Origin of the sequence: Massilia sp. 9I (assembly GCF_902506415.1) — a bacterium.
Classification (GTDB): Bacteria; Pseudomonadota; Gammaproteobacteria; order Burkholderiales; family Burkholderiaceae_D; genus Telluria.
In genome coordinates, this window is the sequence record NZ_LR733275.1 from 2,658,112 (window position 1) to 2,673,264 (window position 15,153).

General features: G+C 63.9%; 15 protein-coding genes and 5 tRNA genes. 1 reads left to right on the forward strand and 19 read right to left on the reverse strand.

Features of this window, described 5'->3' with window-relative positions; translation table 11 throughout:
* Nucleotides 1-24 precede the first annotated feature (24 nt).
* Nucleotides 25-462, reverse strand: a complete 438-nt coding sequence (locus tag GV068_RS11825; protein ID WP_159697619.1) for a universal stress protein — start codon at nt 460-462, stop codon at nt 25-27.
* A gap of 287 nt (nt 463-749) precedes the next feature.
* Between GV068_RS11825 and GV068_RS11830 the strand changes: the two genes are divergently transcribed.
* On the forward strand, nt 750-1,262 hold the full coding sequence (locus GV068_RS11830; protein ID WP_159697621.1) for a universal stress protein: 513 nt from the start codon (nt 750-752) through the stop codon (nt 1,260-1,262).
* 1 nt (nt 1,263) lies between these two features.
* On the opposite strand, the gene GV068_RS11835 is transcribed toward GV068_RS11830, so the two are convergent.
* From GV068_RS11835 to GV068_RS11920, 18 genes are all read right to left on the reverse strand, one after another.
* Nucleotides 1,264-2,319 (reverse strand): NAD(P)-dependent alcohol dehydrogenase, encoded by a 1,056-nt coding sequence (locus GV068_RS11835; RefSeq protein ID WP_159697623.1) that lies wholly within the window; start codon nt 2,317-2,319, stop codon nt 1,264-1,266.
* 212 nt (nt 2,320-2,531) lie between these two features.
* Nucleotides 2,532-2,605, reverse strand: a tRNA-Cys gene (locus GV068_RS11840).
* Nucleotides 2,606-2,680: 75 nt separating this feature from the next.
* Nucleotides 2,681-2,756, reverse strand: a tRNA-Gly gene (locus tag GV068_RS11845).
* Between the two features lie 28 nt (nt 2,757-2,784).
* Nucleotides 2,785-2,860: transfer RNA gene (locus GV068_RS11850), tRNA-Gly, on the reverse strand.
* Between the two features lie 51 nt (nt 2,861-2,911).
* Nucleotides 2,912-2,987, reverse strand: a tRNA-Gly gene (locus GV068_RS11855).
* A 72-nt stretch (nt 2,988-3,059) separates the two neighbouring features.
* A tRNA-Gly gene (locus GV068_RS11860) sits at nt 3,060-3,135 on the reverse strand.
* Between the two features lie 89 nt (nt 3,136-3,224).
* Nucleotides 3,225-3,803 carry a CDP-diacylglycerol--glycerol-3-phosphate 3-phosphatidyltransferase gene (pgsA, locus tag GV068_RS11865; protein ID WP_159697625.1) on the reverse strand — a complete coding sequence of 193 codons (579 nt, stop codon included), beginning with the start codon at nt 3,801-3,803 and terminating at the stop codon, nt 3,225-3,227.
* Nucleotides 3,804-3,945: 142 nt separating this feature from the next.
* Nucleotides 3,946-5,838, reverse strand: coding sequence for an excinuclease ABC subunit UvrC (gene uvrC, locus GV068_RS11870; protein ID WP_159704957.1), 1,893 nt, complete (start codon nt 5,836-5,838; stop codon nt 3,946-3,948).
* A gap of 207 nt (nt 5,839-6,045) precedes the next feature.
* Nucleotides 6,046-6,447, reverse strand: coding sequence for a holo-ACP synthase (gene acpS / locus GV068_RS11875; RefSeq protein ID WP_159697627.1), 402 nt, complete (start codon nt 6,445-6,447; stop codon nt 6,046-6,048).
* A 2-nt stretch (nt 6,448-6,449) separates the two neighbouring features.
* Complete coding sequence (gene pdxJ, locus GV068_RS11880; RefSeq protein WP_159697629.1) at nt 6,450-7,226, reverse strand: pyridoxine 5'-phosphate synthase; 777 nt, start codon at nt 7,224-7,226, stop codon at nt 6,450-6,452.
* 10 nt (nt 7,227-7,236) lie between these two features.
* Nucleotides 7,237-8,040, reverse strand: coding sequence for a DNA repair protein RecO (gene recO, locus GV068_RS11885; RefSeq protein WP_159697631.1), 804 nt, complete (start codon nt 8,038-8,040; stop codon nt 7,237-7,239).
* A 23-nt stretch (nt 8,041-8,063) separates the two neighbouring features.
* Complete coding sequence (gene era / locus GV068_RS11890; RefSeq protein ID WP_159697633.1) at nt 8,064-8,978, reverse strand: GTPase Era; 915 nt, start codon at nt 8,976-8,978, stop codon at nt 8,064-8,066.
* Nucleotides 8,975-9,769 (reverse strand): ribonuclease III, encoded by a 795-nt coding sequence (gene rnc / locus GV068_RS11895; RefSeq protein WP_159697635.1) that lies wholly within the window; start codon nt 9,767-9,769, stop codon nt 8,975-8,977. The genes era and rnc overlap by 4 nt, the downstream gene beginning before the upstream one ends.
* A gap of 50 nt (nt 9,770-9,819) precedes the next feature.
* Nucleotides 9,820-10,221 carry a DUF4845 domain-containing protein gene (locus tag GV068_RS11900; protein WP_159697637.1) on the reverse strand — a complete coding sequence of 134 codons (402 nt, stop codon included), beginning with the start codon at nt 10,219-10,221 and terminating at the stop codon, nt 9,820-9,822.
* A 14-nt stretch (nt 10,222-10,235) separates the two neighbouring features.
* On the reverse strand, nt 10,236-11,168 hold the full coding sequence (gene lepB / locus GV068_RS11905; protein WP_159697639.1) for a signal peptidase I: 933 nt from the start codon (nt 11,166-11,168) through the stop codon (nt 10,236-10,238).
* Complete coding sequence (lepA, locus tag GV068_RS11910; RefSeq protein ID WP_159697641.1) at nt 11,169-12,962, reverse strand: translation elongation factor 4; 1,794 nt, start codon at nt 12,960-12,962, stop codon at nt 11,169-11,171.
* Nucleotides 12,963-13,232: 270 nt separating this feature from the next.
* On the reverse strand, nt 13,233-13,514 hold the full coding sequence (locus tag GV068_RS11915; protein ID WP_159697643.1) for a glutaredoxin family protein: 282 nt from the start codon (nt 13,512-13,514) through the stop codon (nt 13,233-13,235).
* Nucleotides 13,514-15,004, reverse strand: coding sequence for a DegQ family serine endoprotease (locus GV068_RS11920; protein ID WP_159697645.1), 1,491 nt, complete (start codon nt 15,002-15,004; stop codon nt 13,514-13,516). Before GV068_RS11920 ends, GV068_RS11915 begins: the two co-directional genes overlap by 1 nt.
* Nucleotides 15,005-15,153 lie beyond the last annotated feature (149 nt).

Sequence of the window (15,153 nt, forward strand, 5' to 3'; positions counted from 1 at the left end):
GATCTTCTCCTTTTGCATGTGCGCCTAGCGATGCACCATGACCGGAATCGCGCTGTGGACCAGCACCTTCTGTGTTTCGCTGCCCAGCAGGAGTCCGGCGATGCCCTTGCGGCCATGCGACGCCATGACGATCATGTCGCAGCCCCGTTCGCGCGCGGTGGCGATGATGGCCTCGTGCGGACTGTCCGACACGACCTGCGCCATGGTGCAGCTCACCCCGGCATTGCGCGCAGTCGCTGCGATCTCGCCGAGCAGGCGCTGCGCCCGCGCCTGGACTGCCGTTTCGTATTGCTGGCGGGTCTGCTCGATCATCTCGGTACTCGCCGTCAACGCATGGAATTCGGGAATGGCGGTCATCGCCACCACCTCGGCCCCGACGGCCCTGGCAAAGTCGACACCCGCCAGAATGGCATGCCGGGAAGCTTCAGATCCGTCGGTGGGGAGCAGGATTCGCTGGTACATGACAATCTCCGTGAAGTGTTGACAGCAGTGTGTAGCGGCGCATCAATAATTTGTATGACCCAGATCAAATATCTACAAATTGACTGTAAAACTGCGATGCACACTCTCCGGCCAGGCTGCACAATCTTAGGTACACGACGCGGCCGGCAAGCGACGCAATGTGCGCGCATGATGGGTGCATGCATCGGTGAAGGTCCGCCAGTCACGCCAAGCCGCAATGTCGGCGAACGCCCTGGGCTCGCGTCCGGAACAGGTACTTGTGCCGCATATTCGGAAAGGAACAGAACATGTTCATCGAACGGGTTTGCATCGCCAGCGATGGCTCGGACCTGGCAGTGCGCGCCGCGCAGATGGGCGTCCTGCTGGCGCGCTCGGGCGCCGGCCGCATACTGGCGGTGGCGGTCGCCCAGCCGCACTTTTCTGCGCCGGATGGCGCCACGCCTCTGCCTGATGCGCAGAGTGAACTGGAGCGGGCGCGCGCCGCAGCCCAGGCCCATGCTGCGACGATATTGCGCATCGCTCGGGACGAGGGTGTCAGCTGCGACATCGAAACGCCATTGTCGTCGACGCCAGGCGTCGAGATCGTCCGGCTGGCGCAGGAATATGGCTGCGACTTGATCGTGATGGGCACGCATGGCCGCAACGACGCCGCGCCCCGCTTTGCCGGCAGTGTCGCCCAGTACGTGCTGGCATGGTCGCCCATTCCCGTGCTACTGCTGCGCGACCCGCGCGACGCGGCTCCACCTGACTATCGGGAAAGAGAAGCCAGCCAGGCAACACGGACGGTGGCCGGGAAATGATTCAGGGCACGATGGCGACCTTTAGGACGCCATCCGTCTGGCTGGCGAAGAGCGCATAGGCCTCTTCGATGCGCGCAAGCGGGAACCGGTGCGTAACGAGCAGGCGCAGGTCGAGGCGGCCGGAAGCGAGCGTGTTCATCAGGCGCTGCATGCGGTGCTTGCCGCCGGGGCACAAAGTGGTGATGATCTTGTGGTCGCCCAGGCCGGCAGCGAACGCATCCAGCGGCAAGCTCAACTTGCCGGAGTAGACCCCGAGGCTGGACAGGGTCCCCCCGGGGCGCAGCGCGCGCAGGCAGCTTTCAAATGTCTGCTGGGTACCGAGCGCTTCGATGGTCACATCGGCGCCGCGTCCGTCGGTCAGGCGCAGGATTTCGTCGACCGGGTCTGTTTGCCTGAAATCGATGACGTGGTCGGCGCCCAGTGTTCTGGCCATGGCCAGCCGCTCGGGCACCGTGTCGACAGCGATGATGCGGCTGGCGCCGCGCAGGCGCGCACCCGCCGTCGCGCACAGGCCGATCGGCCCCTGGGCGAAGACCGCAACGGTGTCGCCGATGCGGATGCCGCCGTTCTCGGCGCCGCCGAAGCCGGTACTCATGATGTCGGGACACATCAGGACCTGCTCGTCGCTCAGGCCGTCGGGAATCGGCGCCAGGTTCGCCATCGCGAAGGGCACGCGCACATATTCCGCCTGGCAGCCGTCGATCGTGTTGCCGAAGCGCCAGCCACCCATGGCGTGTCCACCACACTGGGACTGGTGCGCTTCGAGGCAGGAGTGGCATTGGCCGCAGGGCGTGATGGCCCCGACCACGACCCGTTGGCCGATCTCGTAGCCGGCCACCCCCGCACCGAGCTCCGCGATGACGCCCACCGGCTCGTGGCCGATCGTGAGGCCCGGCTGGACCGGGTATTCGCCCTTCAGGATATGAACATCGGTGCCACAGATCGTGGTCATCGTCACCTTGACCACCGCTTCGCCGGGTCCGGCCTGGGGTACCGGTTTGCGCTCGAGTGCGATGCGCCCGGGACCGGTGAACACTGCTGCATCCATCATCTGCATACGATTTTCCTCCACCTTGCGCCCACACGCGGTGCGTCTGGGGCAAGACACGCCAGCATTTGAGTGAACGAGCAGTCTGCTTCCTTCGCTAGGAAATGTATTTGATATAAGTCAAATTGCGGGAGGAACAAAGGGAGTGAACAAAAAAATAGCCTTCTGAAACAGAAGGCTATTTGATCGTTATCAATCCCCTGATGGGGAAAGAGATATGCTGGAGGCGAGGACGGGAGTCGAACCCGTCTAGACGGCTTTGCAGGCCGCTGCATAACCGCTTTGCTACCTCGCCAGATTTCATCTTAGCTGAGCTGACCCGGCCGGTTATGTGCCGAATCAACCGAGAAGTAAACGTCTTCTCTAAATTTGGAGCGGGAGAAGAGTCTCGAACTCTCGACCTCAACCTTGGCAAGGTTGCGCTCTACCAACTGAGCTACTCCCGCATTGGAGTACAACGTGTCGTAAAACCTTTGGAGCGGGAGAAGAGTCTCGAACTCTCGACCTCAACCTTGGCAAGGTTGCGCTCTACCAACTGAGCTACTCCCGCATTGGAGTCTTACTGCTTACTACGCCTGGCGCCAGTTCGCTTGGGGCAAACTGGAGCGGGAGAAGAGTCTCGAACTCTCGACCTCAACCTTGGCAAGGTTGCGCTCTACCAACTGAGCTACTCCCGCATACAGAACAACGATTATCACAGAACTTTGACATTTTTTCAAGATCGCTTCGTGCCGTGCAATCTCAAATCTTGGAGCGGGAGAAGAGTCTCGAACTCTCGACCTCAACCTTGGCAAGGTTGCGCTCTACCAACTGAGCTACTCCCGCTTTGTCTTTCATCCTGCTGCGTTGTTGTCGCAACAGGCAGGCATTATAGAGATTCTATTCCGTACGTCAAGGATGACACGGAACATTTCTTACAAGCTTCCGGCTTTTTCCTTAATCAATGGCCAAGCCCGGCGCAGATAATAGAACATCGACCAAACGGTCAGCACGCCCGCCACCCACAGGAAGTACTCGCCCCAGTAATGGGTATCGATCCCGAGGATCACGTCATGGAACAGCAGCATCGGGATTGCTGTCATCTGGGCGGCGGTCTTGATCTTGCCGAGTGAGCTCACCGCCACCGACTTGGTGGCGCCGAGCTGGGCCATCCACTCGCGCAGCGCGGAGATGGTGATTTCGCGGCCGATGATGATGAAGGCGATGATGGCGTTCACGCGGTCCAGCTGCACCAGCACCAGCAGCGCGCCGGCCACCATCAGCTTGTCGGCCACCGGGTCGAGGAAGGCGCCGAAGGCCGAGGTCTGGTTCCAGCGCCGCGCCAGGAAGCCGTCGAACCAGTCGGTGATGGCGGCGACGATGAACACCAGGGTCGCGGCCAGGTTGCGGTCGGCCAGCGGCAGCCAGTGGGTCGGGAGATAGAAGACGCCTACAACCAGGGGAATCAGCGCTACACGTAACCAGGTCAGGAGAATCGGGATGTTGAAAGGCATAGGGAAAACGCTGATTACGGGAATGAAAAGTTTGGGCGACAGTCTACATGGGTATTGCAAATTGGACTAGGTGACTCGTCTGTATGTGCTCAAGGGGAGAGGCGGCCCAAAAGAAAACCGGGGCAAGCGCCCCGGTCAGGAATCAGTGCAACTGGCGGTAAATCTCTTCCGCCAGCGTACTCGAAATGCCCTCCACCGACATCAGGTCTTCCACGCTGGCGTCGATCACCCCGCGCAGGCCGCCGAAGCGGGCCAGCAGGCGCTGGCGGCGCTTGGCGCCGATGCCTTCGATCTCTTCCAGCCTGGAAGCCTGGCGCGCCTTGGCGCGCTTGGCGCGCATGCCGGTGATGGCGAAACGGTGCGCCTCGTCGCGGATCATGGCCACCAGCATCAGGGCGGCCGATTCCTTGCCCAGCTCCTGCGGCGCGCGGCCGTCGGCGAAGATCAGGGTTTCCAGGCCCACGCGGCGCCCTTCCCCCTTGGCCACGCCGACGATCATCGAGATGGATAAACCCAGCTCCTCGAACACCTGGCGCGCCATCTCGACCTGGCCCTTGCCGCCGTCGACCAGCACGATGTCCGGCATGACGCCCTCGCCGTTCGCCACCTTTTCATAACGGCGCTGCAGTACCTGGCGCATCGCGGCGTAGTCGTCGCCCGGCGTGATGCCGTTGATGTTGAAGCGGCGGTATTCGCCGTTCTGCATCTGGTGGTGGTGGAACACCACGCAGGACGCCTGGGTCGCCTCGCCCGCCGTGTGGCTGATGTCGAAGCACTCGATGCGCAGTTCGTCGAGCGTCTCGGCGTCCAGGTTCAGCACCTCGGCCAGTGCGCGCGTGCGCGCCTGCTGCGAACCCTGCTCCGACAGCAGGCGCGCCAGCGAGATCTCGGCGTTTTTACACGCCAGCTCCAGCCACTGGCGGCGCTGCCCCTGCGGCTGGAAGATCAGGTTGATGCGGTGGCCGCACTGTTCGGCCAGGGCATTGATCAGCTCCGGCTGGTCGAACTCGATGTTCAAGATCAGGGTGCCCGGGATGAACTGGCCGGCATAGTGCTGGGCCAGGAAGGCGCATAGCACCTCGACCTCGAGCGGGCACTCACCGAGCGATTCGCCCACGTGGGTCGGGAAGTAGGCGCGGTCGCCCAGGTGACGTCCGCCGCGCACCATCGCCAGGTTGACGCAGGCGCGGCCGCCCTGCACCACCACGGCGATCACGTCGACGTCGGCGTCGCCCACCGTCTCCATGCTCTGCGCGTGCAGCACCTTCGACAAGGCCTGGATCTGGTTGCGGATGCTGGCGGCCTGTTCGAACTTCAGCTCCATCGCGTAGGCCTGCATCTTCTGCTCGAGATCGGCCAGAACTTCGCTCTGGCGCCCGCGCAGGAAGCGCGCGGCATTGTCGACGTCGCGCGCATAGTCTTCCGGCGCGATCAGGTCGACGCAAGGCGCACTGCAGCGGCCGATCTGGTGCAGCAAACAAGGTCGCGTGCGGTTGCTGTAGACGCTGTCTTCGCAGGTACGCAGCAGGAAGACCCGCTGCAGCAACTGGATCGATTCCTTGGCCGCCCAGGCGGAAGGAAAAGGACCGAAGTATTGGTTCTTCTTGTCCAGCGCGCCGCGGTAGTAACCCAGGCGCGGCGCCTCGCCGCCGGAGATCTTGATGTAGGGGTAGCTTTTATCGTCGCGGAACAGGATGTTATAGCGCGGCTTGAGCGACTTGATCAGGTTGTTTTCCAGGATCAGCGCCTCGGCCTCGCTGCTCGTCACCGTGGTCTCCAGGTGCGCGATCTGCGACACCATCATCGCGATACGCGGGCTCGACAGGTTCTTCTGGAAGTAGCTCGATACCCGGTTCTTGAGGTTGCGTGCCTTGCCCACGTAGAGCACGTTCTGGTTGGCGTCGAAATAGCGGTAGACGCCCGGCAGTGCGGGCAGCTTGGCCACAGTCGCCAGGACCTGCTCGCGCGCCGATTCGCTCGGCTGCACGGGCTGCGCGGCGTCGCCCTTCAATGTCGCTTTCAATTCTTCTTTCATGGCCTGCCAACTGTCCGGCCGCAAGCGCGGCGCGACGACTTCTGCTTTCCTGATCCTGGGTCTGGCGGCGCCGATGCACGCTGGTTTGGCTGCCGGGACCGGCATTGCCGCCCCGCCGCTTGCCGCATAGGCGACACCACCTTCATCCCGTGCGCCTTCCGGCGCGGGGAACTGCTCTTCCTTGCTCACGTCCTGCTCACTTCCAGCTTATGCGGTGCTGTCCTTGGTCACGATCACGAAGGCCACCGCATAATCCGCTTCATCGCTGATCGACACCTGCGCGCTCAAGCCCTGCGCGCGCATGAATTCTTCCAAAGCCCCACTGCACACGATCACCGGCTTGCCGCCGGGTGCGTTGAGCATCTGGGCCGAGCGCCAGGTCATGGGCATGCGCATGCCCAGGCCGATCGCTTTCGAGAACGCTTCCTTGGCCGAGAACCGGGTGGCCAGGAAGCGCAGGCCGCGCACCGGGTTCTTGGCGCTGCGGGCGTGGTATTTTTCCAGTTCCTGCGGGCCGAGGATCTTCTCGGCGAAGCGCGGGCCGCTGCGGGCAAGCGCTGCCTCGATACGCGAGATCTGGACGATGTCGGTGCCGACCCCGTAGATCATGGTCAGGCTCCCGCGCTCGCGTACTGCACGCCCAGGCGCGCCGCCACCATGATGGCCTTCATCTCGCGCACCGCGTTCTCCCAGCCGACGAACAGCGCATGGCCGACGATCGCATGGCCGATGTTCAGCTCGTGGATGTCGGGAATCGCCGCGATCGGCTGCACGTTGGTGTAGTGCAGGCCGTGGCCCGCATTCACGCGCAGGCCGCGCGACGCGCCCGCGTGCACGCCGACCTTGATGCGCTCGATTTCGCGCAGCGCTTCCTCGCCCTCGGCTTCCGCATAACGCCCGGTGTGCAGCTCGATCACGGTGGCGCCGACCTTCGCGGCCGCTTCGATCTGGGCTTCGTCGGCGTCGATGAACAGCGACACGCGAATACCCTCGTTCTTCAGCTGCGTGACCGCGGCTTCCACTTCCTTGTAATAGCGGATCACGTCGAGGCCGCCCTCGGTGGTGACTTCCTCGCGCCGCTCCGGCACCAGACACACGTCCTGCGGCTTGACCTGGCAGGCGAAGTCGATCATCTCGCGCGTGACGGCCGCTTCCAGGTTCATGCGGGTCGCGAGCAGCGGGCGCAGCGCCAATACGTCGGCATCCTTGATGTGGCGGCGGTCTTCGCGCAGGTGCAGCGTGATCAGGTCGGCGCCGGCCTGCTCGGCCAGCAGCGCGCCGCGGATCGGGTCCGGGTAGCTGGTGCCGCGGGCGTTGCGCACGGTGGCGATGTGGTCGATGTTCACGCCCAGGTCGATGACCGAGCCGGTAGGTTGCAGGAAGCTCATGGGTATCTCTTTATAACTGCATCAGGTCGATCAAAATCTGGCGCGTGTTGAGCGGCGCGCCGCCCAGGTGGTGCGCCAGCAGGAAGCGCATCAGCTGCTTGCTCTGCCCCTGCGTCACCGGGTCGCTGTAATCCTCGCCTTCCATGTCGAGCAGGGTCTTGCCCGTCACGACAGGCCAGACGTCGCTGGCCAGCGCTTCGCGCGCGCCCTTCTCCGGGTCGACCACGTAGTCGCGCCCCGGCTCGACCGGGGCACGGGTCGTGGTCGAACGTCCGAGGTCGGCCGCGACGCCAGTTTCCTTAAGTAAGGCCCGTTCGAACTTTCGCAAGACGATCGGCACCGGCTCGCCATGGGCCAGCTGGTTCAATGTCGAGACGTAGTGATCGAACAAGGCCGGATGCTTGTCGTCGCGCGCCAGCAGTTTCACCAAGAGCTCGTTCAGATAAAAGCCGCACAGCAGCGCGGTCTTCTCCAGCGGCAGCATGCCGCCGACCCATTCGGCGTCGATCAGGGTGCGCAGTTCGGATTTGCCGGAAAACGAGAGCGAGAGCGGCTGGAAGGTCTGCAACACCCCGCGCAGCTTCGATAGCGGGCGTTTGGCGCCTTTTGCCACCACGCCCACGCGGCCGTAGTCGCGCGTGAACATGTCCACGATCAGACTGGTTTCCTTGTAGGGATAGCTGTGCAGGACGAAGCCGGGCTGGCCGGTGACGCGGGTCTCGCGCACCGGAGGGCGGCTGCGTTTGGCTGCAGCCGGCGCTGCCGGGGCCGTTTGCGGCTCCGGCGTATCGATGAGGTCGTCGTGGTCGGGCATGCGGGTGGACGGCCTCCGGGTGCTTACTCGTAGCCGTAGGCGCGCAGGCCCGCTTCGTTGTCGGCCCAGCCGGATTTGACCTTGACCCAGATCTCCAGGTACACGGGGCCGTCGAACAGCTTTTCCATGTCCAGGCGCGACTGGGTCGAGATTTCTTTCAGGCGCGCACCCTTGTTCCCGATGATCATCGACTTGTGCGTGTCGCGCTCGACCAGGATGGCGCAGAAGATGCGGCGCAGGTTGCCCTCCTGCTGGAACTGCTCGATGATCACCGTGCTGGTGTAAGGCAATTCGTCGCCCAGCAGGCGGAACACCTTTTCACGCACGATCTCGGCGGCGAGGAACTTCTCGCTGCGGTCGGTGATGTCGTCCGGCCCGAAGATCGGAGCGTTTTCCGGCAGGTGGCGCTTGATCTCGTTTTCCAGGGCATCGACCTGGAAGCGCATCTTGGCCGACACCGGCACGATGGCGGTGAAGTCGCGCAGCGCGGCGATCTTCTGGGCGAAGGGCATCAGGACCGCCTTGTCCTTCATGCGGTCCGACTTGTTGATGACCAGCACCACCGGCACGTTCTTCGGCAGCAGGTCAAGCACCTGCTGGTCGGCCGGGCCGAAGGTACCGGCTTCGACCAGGAACAGGATCACGTCGGAGGACGTCAGCGTGTTCGAGACGGTCTTGTTCAGCGTCTTGTTGAGCGCGTTCGCGTGGCGGGTTTGGAAGCCCGGCGTGTCGACGTAGATGAACTGGGCGTCGTCGCGGGTCTGGATGCCGGTGATGCGGTGGCGCGTGGTCTGCGCCTTGCGCGAGGTGATCGACACCTTCGCGCCGATCAGCACGTTCATCAGGGTCGACTTGCCGACGTTCGGACGGCCGACGATGGCGATATAGCCGCAGCGGAAGCCTTCCGGAGTGGTGGTGTCGGTAATTTCGGTGTTCATGCAGTCTTGCTTCCTGGTTGTTCCTGTTGTGCCACCGGTTCGCTGCTCTGGATGGTGGCGATGCCCAGTTTCAGCTGGGCCGTGCGCGGCTTGGATTTACGGGCCGAGGGCGACTTGGTGGTCGCCGCCTGGGCCGCTTCCAGCGCCAGCCGGGCGGCGGCCTGCTCGCCGGCGCGGCGGCTGCCGCCGCGGCCGAAGACCTGCACGCCCAGCTTGGGCACCAGGCATTCGACCTCGAATTCCTGGCTGTGGGCGGCGCCATGGGTGGCCACCACATTATAGGTCGGCAGCGAGATCTTCTTGCTCTGCAAGAATTCCTGCAGCAGGGTCTTGGCATCCTTGCCCAGCGTCGCCGGGTCGACCGTCTCGAGCAGTGGCAGGTAGAAGGCGCGGATCACGTCGCACGCAGCATCGAAACCGGTGTCGAGGAAGATCGCGCCCAGCAGCGCCTCGAGGGTGTCGGCCAGGATCGAAGGACGGCGGAAGCCGCCCGACTTCAGCTCGCCCTCCCCCAGGCGCAGGAACTGCGACAGCTCGAGCTTCTGGGCGATCTCGAACAGCGACTGCTGCTTGACCAGGTTGGCGCGCAGGCGCGACAGGTCGCCTTCGTCGAGCTTGCTGAAGCGTTCGTACAGGATCGAGGCCACGACGCAGTTCAGGATCGAGTCGCCCAGGAATTCCAGGCGTTCGTTATGCAGCGCGCTATGGCTACGGTGGGTCAGGGCTTGCTGAAGCAGGCCGGTGTCCCGGAACGTGTAACCCAAGCGTGTTTGCAATAACTGTAGATTCATTGTGCTGTCGTGTGTGCGTTCCCTGCCCACGCAGGGAACGGTGTTGCGTGTTACTGGGACGCCGGTGCGTCATCCCGGGCCGCGACCACCCCGCTCGGGTCGGTCGTGCCGGCGTAGTCGATCAGCAGGCTGACGTTGCCCACCAGCGGCACGCGTTTCTCATAGGCAAAGCTGACCTGAACTTCGCCGTTGTCGCGGGTGATGGTCAGGTCGCGGCCCTTGATCGCGGTGACGCTGTTGATGTCGGCGTTCTTGTCGAAGGCTACCTGTATTTCGCGCTGCGTGCCGCCAGCTTCCTTGGCGCGCACGATCGCATCCTTGATCGCGCTGTACTCGGTATAGGTCGGGAGCAGCTTGAGCGCGAACACGGCGGCGACGCCGAGCACGGCCAGTACAAGGATGAGGCCGGTCAGCGAGATGCCGGTCTGGCGAGCGAGGATGTGCTTCTGCATATGGATCTCCGGAATTACTGGATGCCGCCAATCCGTTTCGGATTGCCGAAATTCATCCAGACGACGATCGCCTTGCCAACAATGTTCTTGTCCGGTACGAAGCCCCAATAGCGGCTGTCGGCACTGTTGTCGCGGTTATCGCCCATCATGAAATAGTTGCCTGGAGGTACGATACAGGTAAATTTGTCGTACGAATAGTCGCAGGCTTCACGATTCGGGAAATTCTCCACAGCGCCCAGGTCAAGGGTGCGCTTGTCCTCGGTATTCAGGATACGGTGCGGCACGCCGCTGGTGGTCCCCGGCAGGTTCTCGACGAACTGCTTGTGGTAGACCGGGTGCTGGTCGTCCAGGTAGTCGTCCATCGGCGTGTACTGGACCGGCTTGCCGTTCACGGTCAGGCGCTTGTTGTCGTAGGTGATGGTGTCGCCTGGGACGCCGATGACGCGCTTGATGTAATCCTGGCTCATGTCCTTCGGATACTTAAACACCATCACGTCGCCGCGCTGCGGGTCGCTGACTTCGATCACTTTCCGGTTCACGATCGGCAGGCGGATGCCGTAGGCGTACTTGTTCACGAGGATGAAGTCGCCCACCAGCAGGGTCGGCACCATCGACGAGGACGGGATCTTGAACGGCTCCCACAGGAAGGAGCGCAGGATGAAGACCAGCGCGATCACCGGGAAGAAGCTGCCCGAGTACTCGATCCAGGTCGGCTGGCGCAGGTTGGCCGCTTCGATCTCGGCGCGCTTGCGCTGGCTGTCGTCGAGCTTGATGCCTTCGCTGCGCAGCTTGTCGTTGCGCGCATCGAATTCGCGCAGGGCGATGTCGGCATTGCGGCGGCGCTGCTTGGCCAGGACGAACACATCCAGGCACCAGATGACGCCGGTGACCACCATCAGGACGAACAGGATCAGAGCAAAATTGCTCAGGATGGGTTGCATATCCATTTATTTTTCTTCCACCTGCAGGATGGCCAGGAAGGCCTCTTGCGGAATTTCCACGGAACCGACCTGCTTCATGCGCTTCTTGCCGGCCTTTTGCTTTTCAAGCAGCTTCTTCTTACGCGAAATGTCGCCGCCATAGCACTTGGCCAGCACGTTCTTGCGCAGCGCCTTGACGTTTTCGCGCGAGATGATGGTCGCGCCGATCGCGGCCTGGATCGCCACGTCGAACATCTGTCGCGGGATCAGTTCGCGCATCTTGGCGGCCACCTGGCGGCCGCGGTAAGGCGCGTTGGCACGGTGCACGATGATGGCCAGGGCGTCGACCTTTTCGCTGTTGATCAGCATGTCGACCTTGACCACGTCGGCCGCGCGGTATTCCTTGAACTCGTAGTCCATCGAGGCGTAGCCGCGCGAGGTCGACTTCAGGCGGTCGAAGAAGTCCAGCACGATTTCCGCCATCGGGATCTCGTAGTGCAGTTTCACCTGGCGGCCGTGGTAGGCCATGTCCATCTGGACGCCGCGCTTGCCGTTACACAGGGTCATGACCGCACCGACATACTCTTGCGGCATGTACAGGTTGACGTCGACGATCGGCTCGCGCACTTCGTTGATCTTGGACGGTTCCGGCATTTTTGAGGGGTTGTCGACGCGGACCATGGAACCGTCGCGCATCTCGACCTCGTACACGACGGTCGGCGCGGTGGTGATCAGGTCCATGTCGAACTCGCGCTCGAGGCGCTCCTGCACGATCTCCATGTGCAGCAGGCCGAGGAAGCCGCAGCGGAAGCCGAAGCCCAGCGCCTGCGAGACTTCCGGCTCGTACATCAGGGCGGCGTCGTTCAGCTTCAGCTTTTCGAGCGAATCGCGCAGCGCGTCGTACTGGTTGGCTTCGACTGGGAACAGGCCGGCGAACACCTGCGGCTGGACTTCCTTGAAGCCGGGCAGCGGCGCCGGGGCCGGCTTGGCGGCCAGGGTCACGGTGTCGCCCACCTTGGCGGCGGTCAGTTCCTTGATGCCGGCGATGATGAAGCCCACCTGGCCGGCCGACAGTTCCTGCAGCGCGACCGAACGCGGGGTGAACACGCCGACGCTCTCCACCAGGTTCACCGAACCGGTCGCCATCAGGAGGATCTTTTCCTTCGGGCGCAGGGTGCCGTTGACCACGCGCACCAGCATCACGACGCCGACATACGGGTCGTACCAGGAGTCGACGATCAGGGCCTGCAGCGGCGCGTCCGGGTCGCCCTTGGGCGGCGGGACTTTCGCGATCAGGGTTTCCAGCACGTCTTCCACACCCAGGCCGGTCTTGGCCGAGCAGGTGGTGGCGTCGGACGCGTCGATGCCGATGACGTCCTCGATTTCCTTCTTGGCGTTGTCCGGGTCGGCGTGCGGCAGGTCGATCTTGTTCAGGATCGGCACCACCTCCACGCCCAGGTCGAGCGCGGTATAGCAGTTGGCCACGGTCTGGGCTTCCACGCCCTGCGAGGCGTCGACCACCAGCAGCGCGCCTTCGCAGGCCGACAGCGAGCGCGAGACTTCGTAGGAGAAGTCGACGTGGCCCGGGGTGTCGATCAGGTTCAGGTTATAGGTCTGGCCGTCGCGCGCCTTGTACTGCAGCGCCGCGGTCTGGGCCTTGATGGTGATGCCACGCTCGCGTTCGAGGTCCATCGAATCGAGCACCTGCGCGTCCATCTCGCGTTCCGACAAACCACCGCACAACTGGATAATGCGGTCGGCCAGGGTCGATTTACCGTGGTCGATGTGGGCGATGATGGAGAAGTTACGTATGTTGTTCATTAACAAAGCTCAAAACCAAAAAGGCCGCGGGCAGCGCGGCAGGCTACAAACGAAGACGCCATGCAAAAAAGCGCTCCGTGGGGGCATACCGGGCCCCGGCCGAAGCGCTTGATGAAGCGGGAGAATCGCGTGTGCGAGGGGCAGACGCTTTTCCGACCCCGGCATTTTACCGGATTCCGCGCCGGAAAGCCCGGTTTTGGGGGAGCGCAGGGGCTAAAAACCCGGGTTTCGCCCAGTGGATGAGCAAATAGCCGGGTTTGGCGGGACGATTCAGGCCGATGTGTGAGCAGGAGCTGGGGCGCAGGCGTCCGCCCAGCCGCGTGCGGCGGCAGGATCGAGGAAGTAGTGGCACAGCTCCTCGCCGGCCGGATCCCCGAACAGCACCGGGACCAGCTCGTCGAAACGGGCCACCAGGGCGGGATCGAGGTCGACGTCGACCACCGCGACGTCGAAGCGCTCGCCCGGCTGCTGCAAGGCCATCAGGGCCTGCAGCATGTCTTCGCACAGGTGGCAGTAGCTGCGCGAGTACAGCGTGAATGGAACCGGGCGCATCACTGGCGCGGCTTCACGACGATGTACTGGGTGACGTCTTCACGCCGCACCAGGAGAGCCACCGGCTTCTTCGGATCGAGCTTGGCGATGATGCCGTTGAACTGGGCCGCGTTGCTCACCGGGGTGTTGCCCACCTGCGAGATCACGTCGCCGGGACGGATGCCGGCGGTGGCCGCGGCGCCGCCCGCGTCCTCCACCAGCACGCCGCTGTCGACGCCCAGCTCGCCGCGCTGCGCCGCCGTGATGTCGGACACCACTAGGCCCAGCACGTTCGGCGCCGCGCCCGGCGCCTTCTTGGGCGGGGTCGGACGGTTGGCCGCCACCTTTTCTTCCTGCAGCTCGACGATGGTCACCGGCACCTCGATCTGGGCGCCGCGGCGCCAGACGGTGACGCTGGCGCGGCTGCCGACCTTGGTGGCGCCGACCAGGCGCGGCAGGTCGCGGGTGGTTTCGATCGGCTGGTTGTTAAATTTCAGGATGATGTCGCCGACCTTGATGCCGCCCTTCTCCGCCGGGCCGCCCGCCTCCACCATCGAGACCTCGGCGCCGCGCGCCTTGCCCAGGCCGAGCGATTCGGCGACGTCGCGCGTGACTTCGCTGATCTGCACGCCCAGGCGGCCACGGGTGACCTTGCCGGTGGTTTTCAGCTGGTCGGCTACGCGCATCACTTCGTCGATCGGCACGGCAAAGGAGATGCCGTTGTAGGCGCCCGAAAGCGTGGCGATCTGCGAGTTGATGCCGATGACCTCGCCGCGCATGTTGATCAGGGGGCCGCCCGAGTTGCCCGGGTTGACCGCCACGTCGGACTGGATCAGCGGCAGGTATTCGCCGGTGTCGCGCGACTTGGCCGAGATGATGCCGGCGGTGACGGTGTTATCCAGGTTAAACGGCGAGCCGATCGCCACCACCCATTCGCCGACGCGGATCTTGCTCGAGTCGCCGGTACGCAGGTAAGGCAGGTTGCCGGCCGAGAGCTTGAGCAGGGCCACGTCCGAGCGGCGGTCGGCGCCCAGCACCTTGGCCTTGAATTCGCGGCGGTCGGTGAGCGTGACCGTGACCTCGTCCGCGCCTTCCACCACGTGGGCGTTGGTGAGCACGAAACCGTCGGCCGAGATGATGAAGCCGGAGCCGACGCCGCGCGTCACCTGCTCTTCCACGCCACCACCACCCTGCCCGCCCTGGCCCGGCCGGCCCTGGCCACGGCCGCCGCCGCGCGGGATCTGGCCGCCGAAGAAGCGGCGCAGGAATTCCTGCATCTCTTCTTCGCCCGGCACGCCCTGGCCGCGGGTGACGCGCTCGGTGGTGCGGATGTTGACGACGGCGGGACCGACCTTGTCGATCAGGTCGGAAAAATCGGGCAGGCCGGTCACGACCGGGGTCTGCACCGGAGCCGCCGCGAAGGCGTGGGAGGTGAAGGAAACGCTGGCGCCGGCAAGCAGGACGGCGGACACGATCAGGCTGGCGGGACGACGAAGAAATGGACGGGTCATGGGCTTGGCGTTGGAAGGCTGAGATTGACTTTATGGTAAGCCAAAAACGGGGCTTTGTCGCGCCGTGCGCGGGTGTGCCGCGCCCCCACACCGGGTGGAAATGCGGTCGACATCGGGACAGGAAGACTGCAGGTGGTGATACGTGGAAT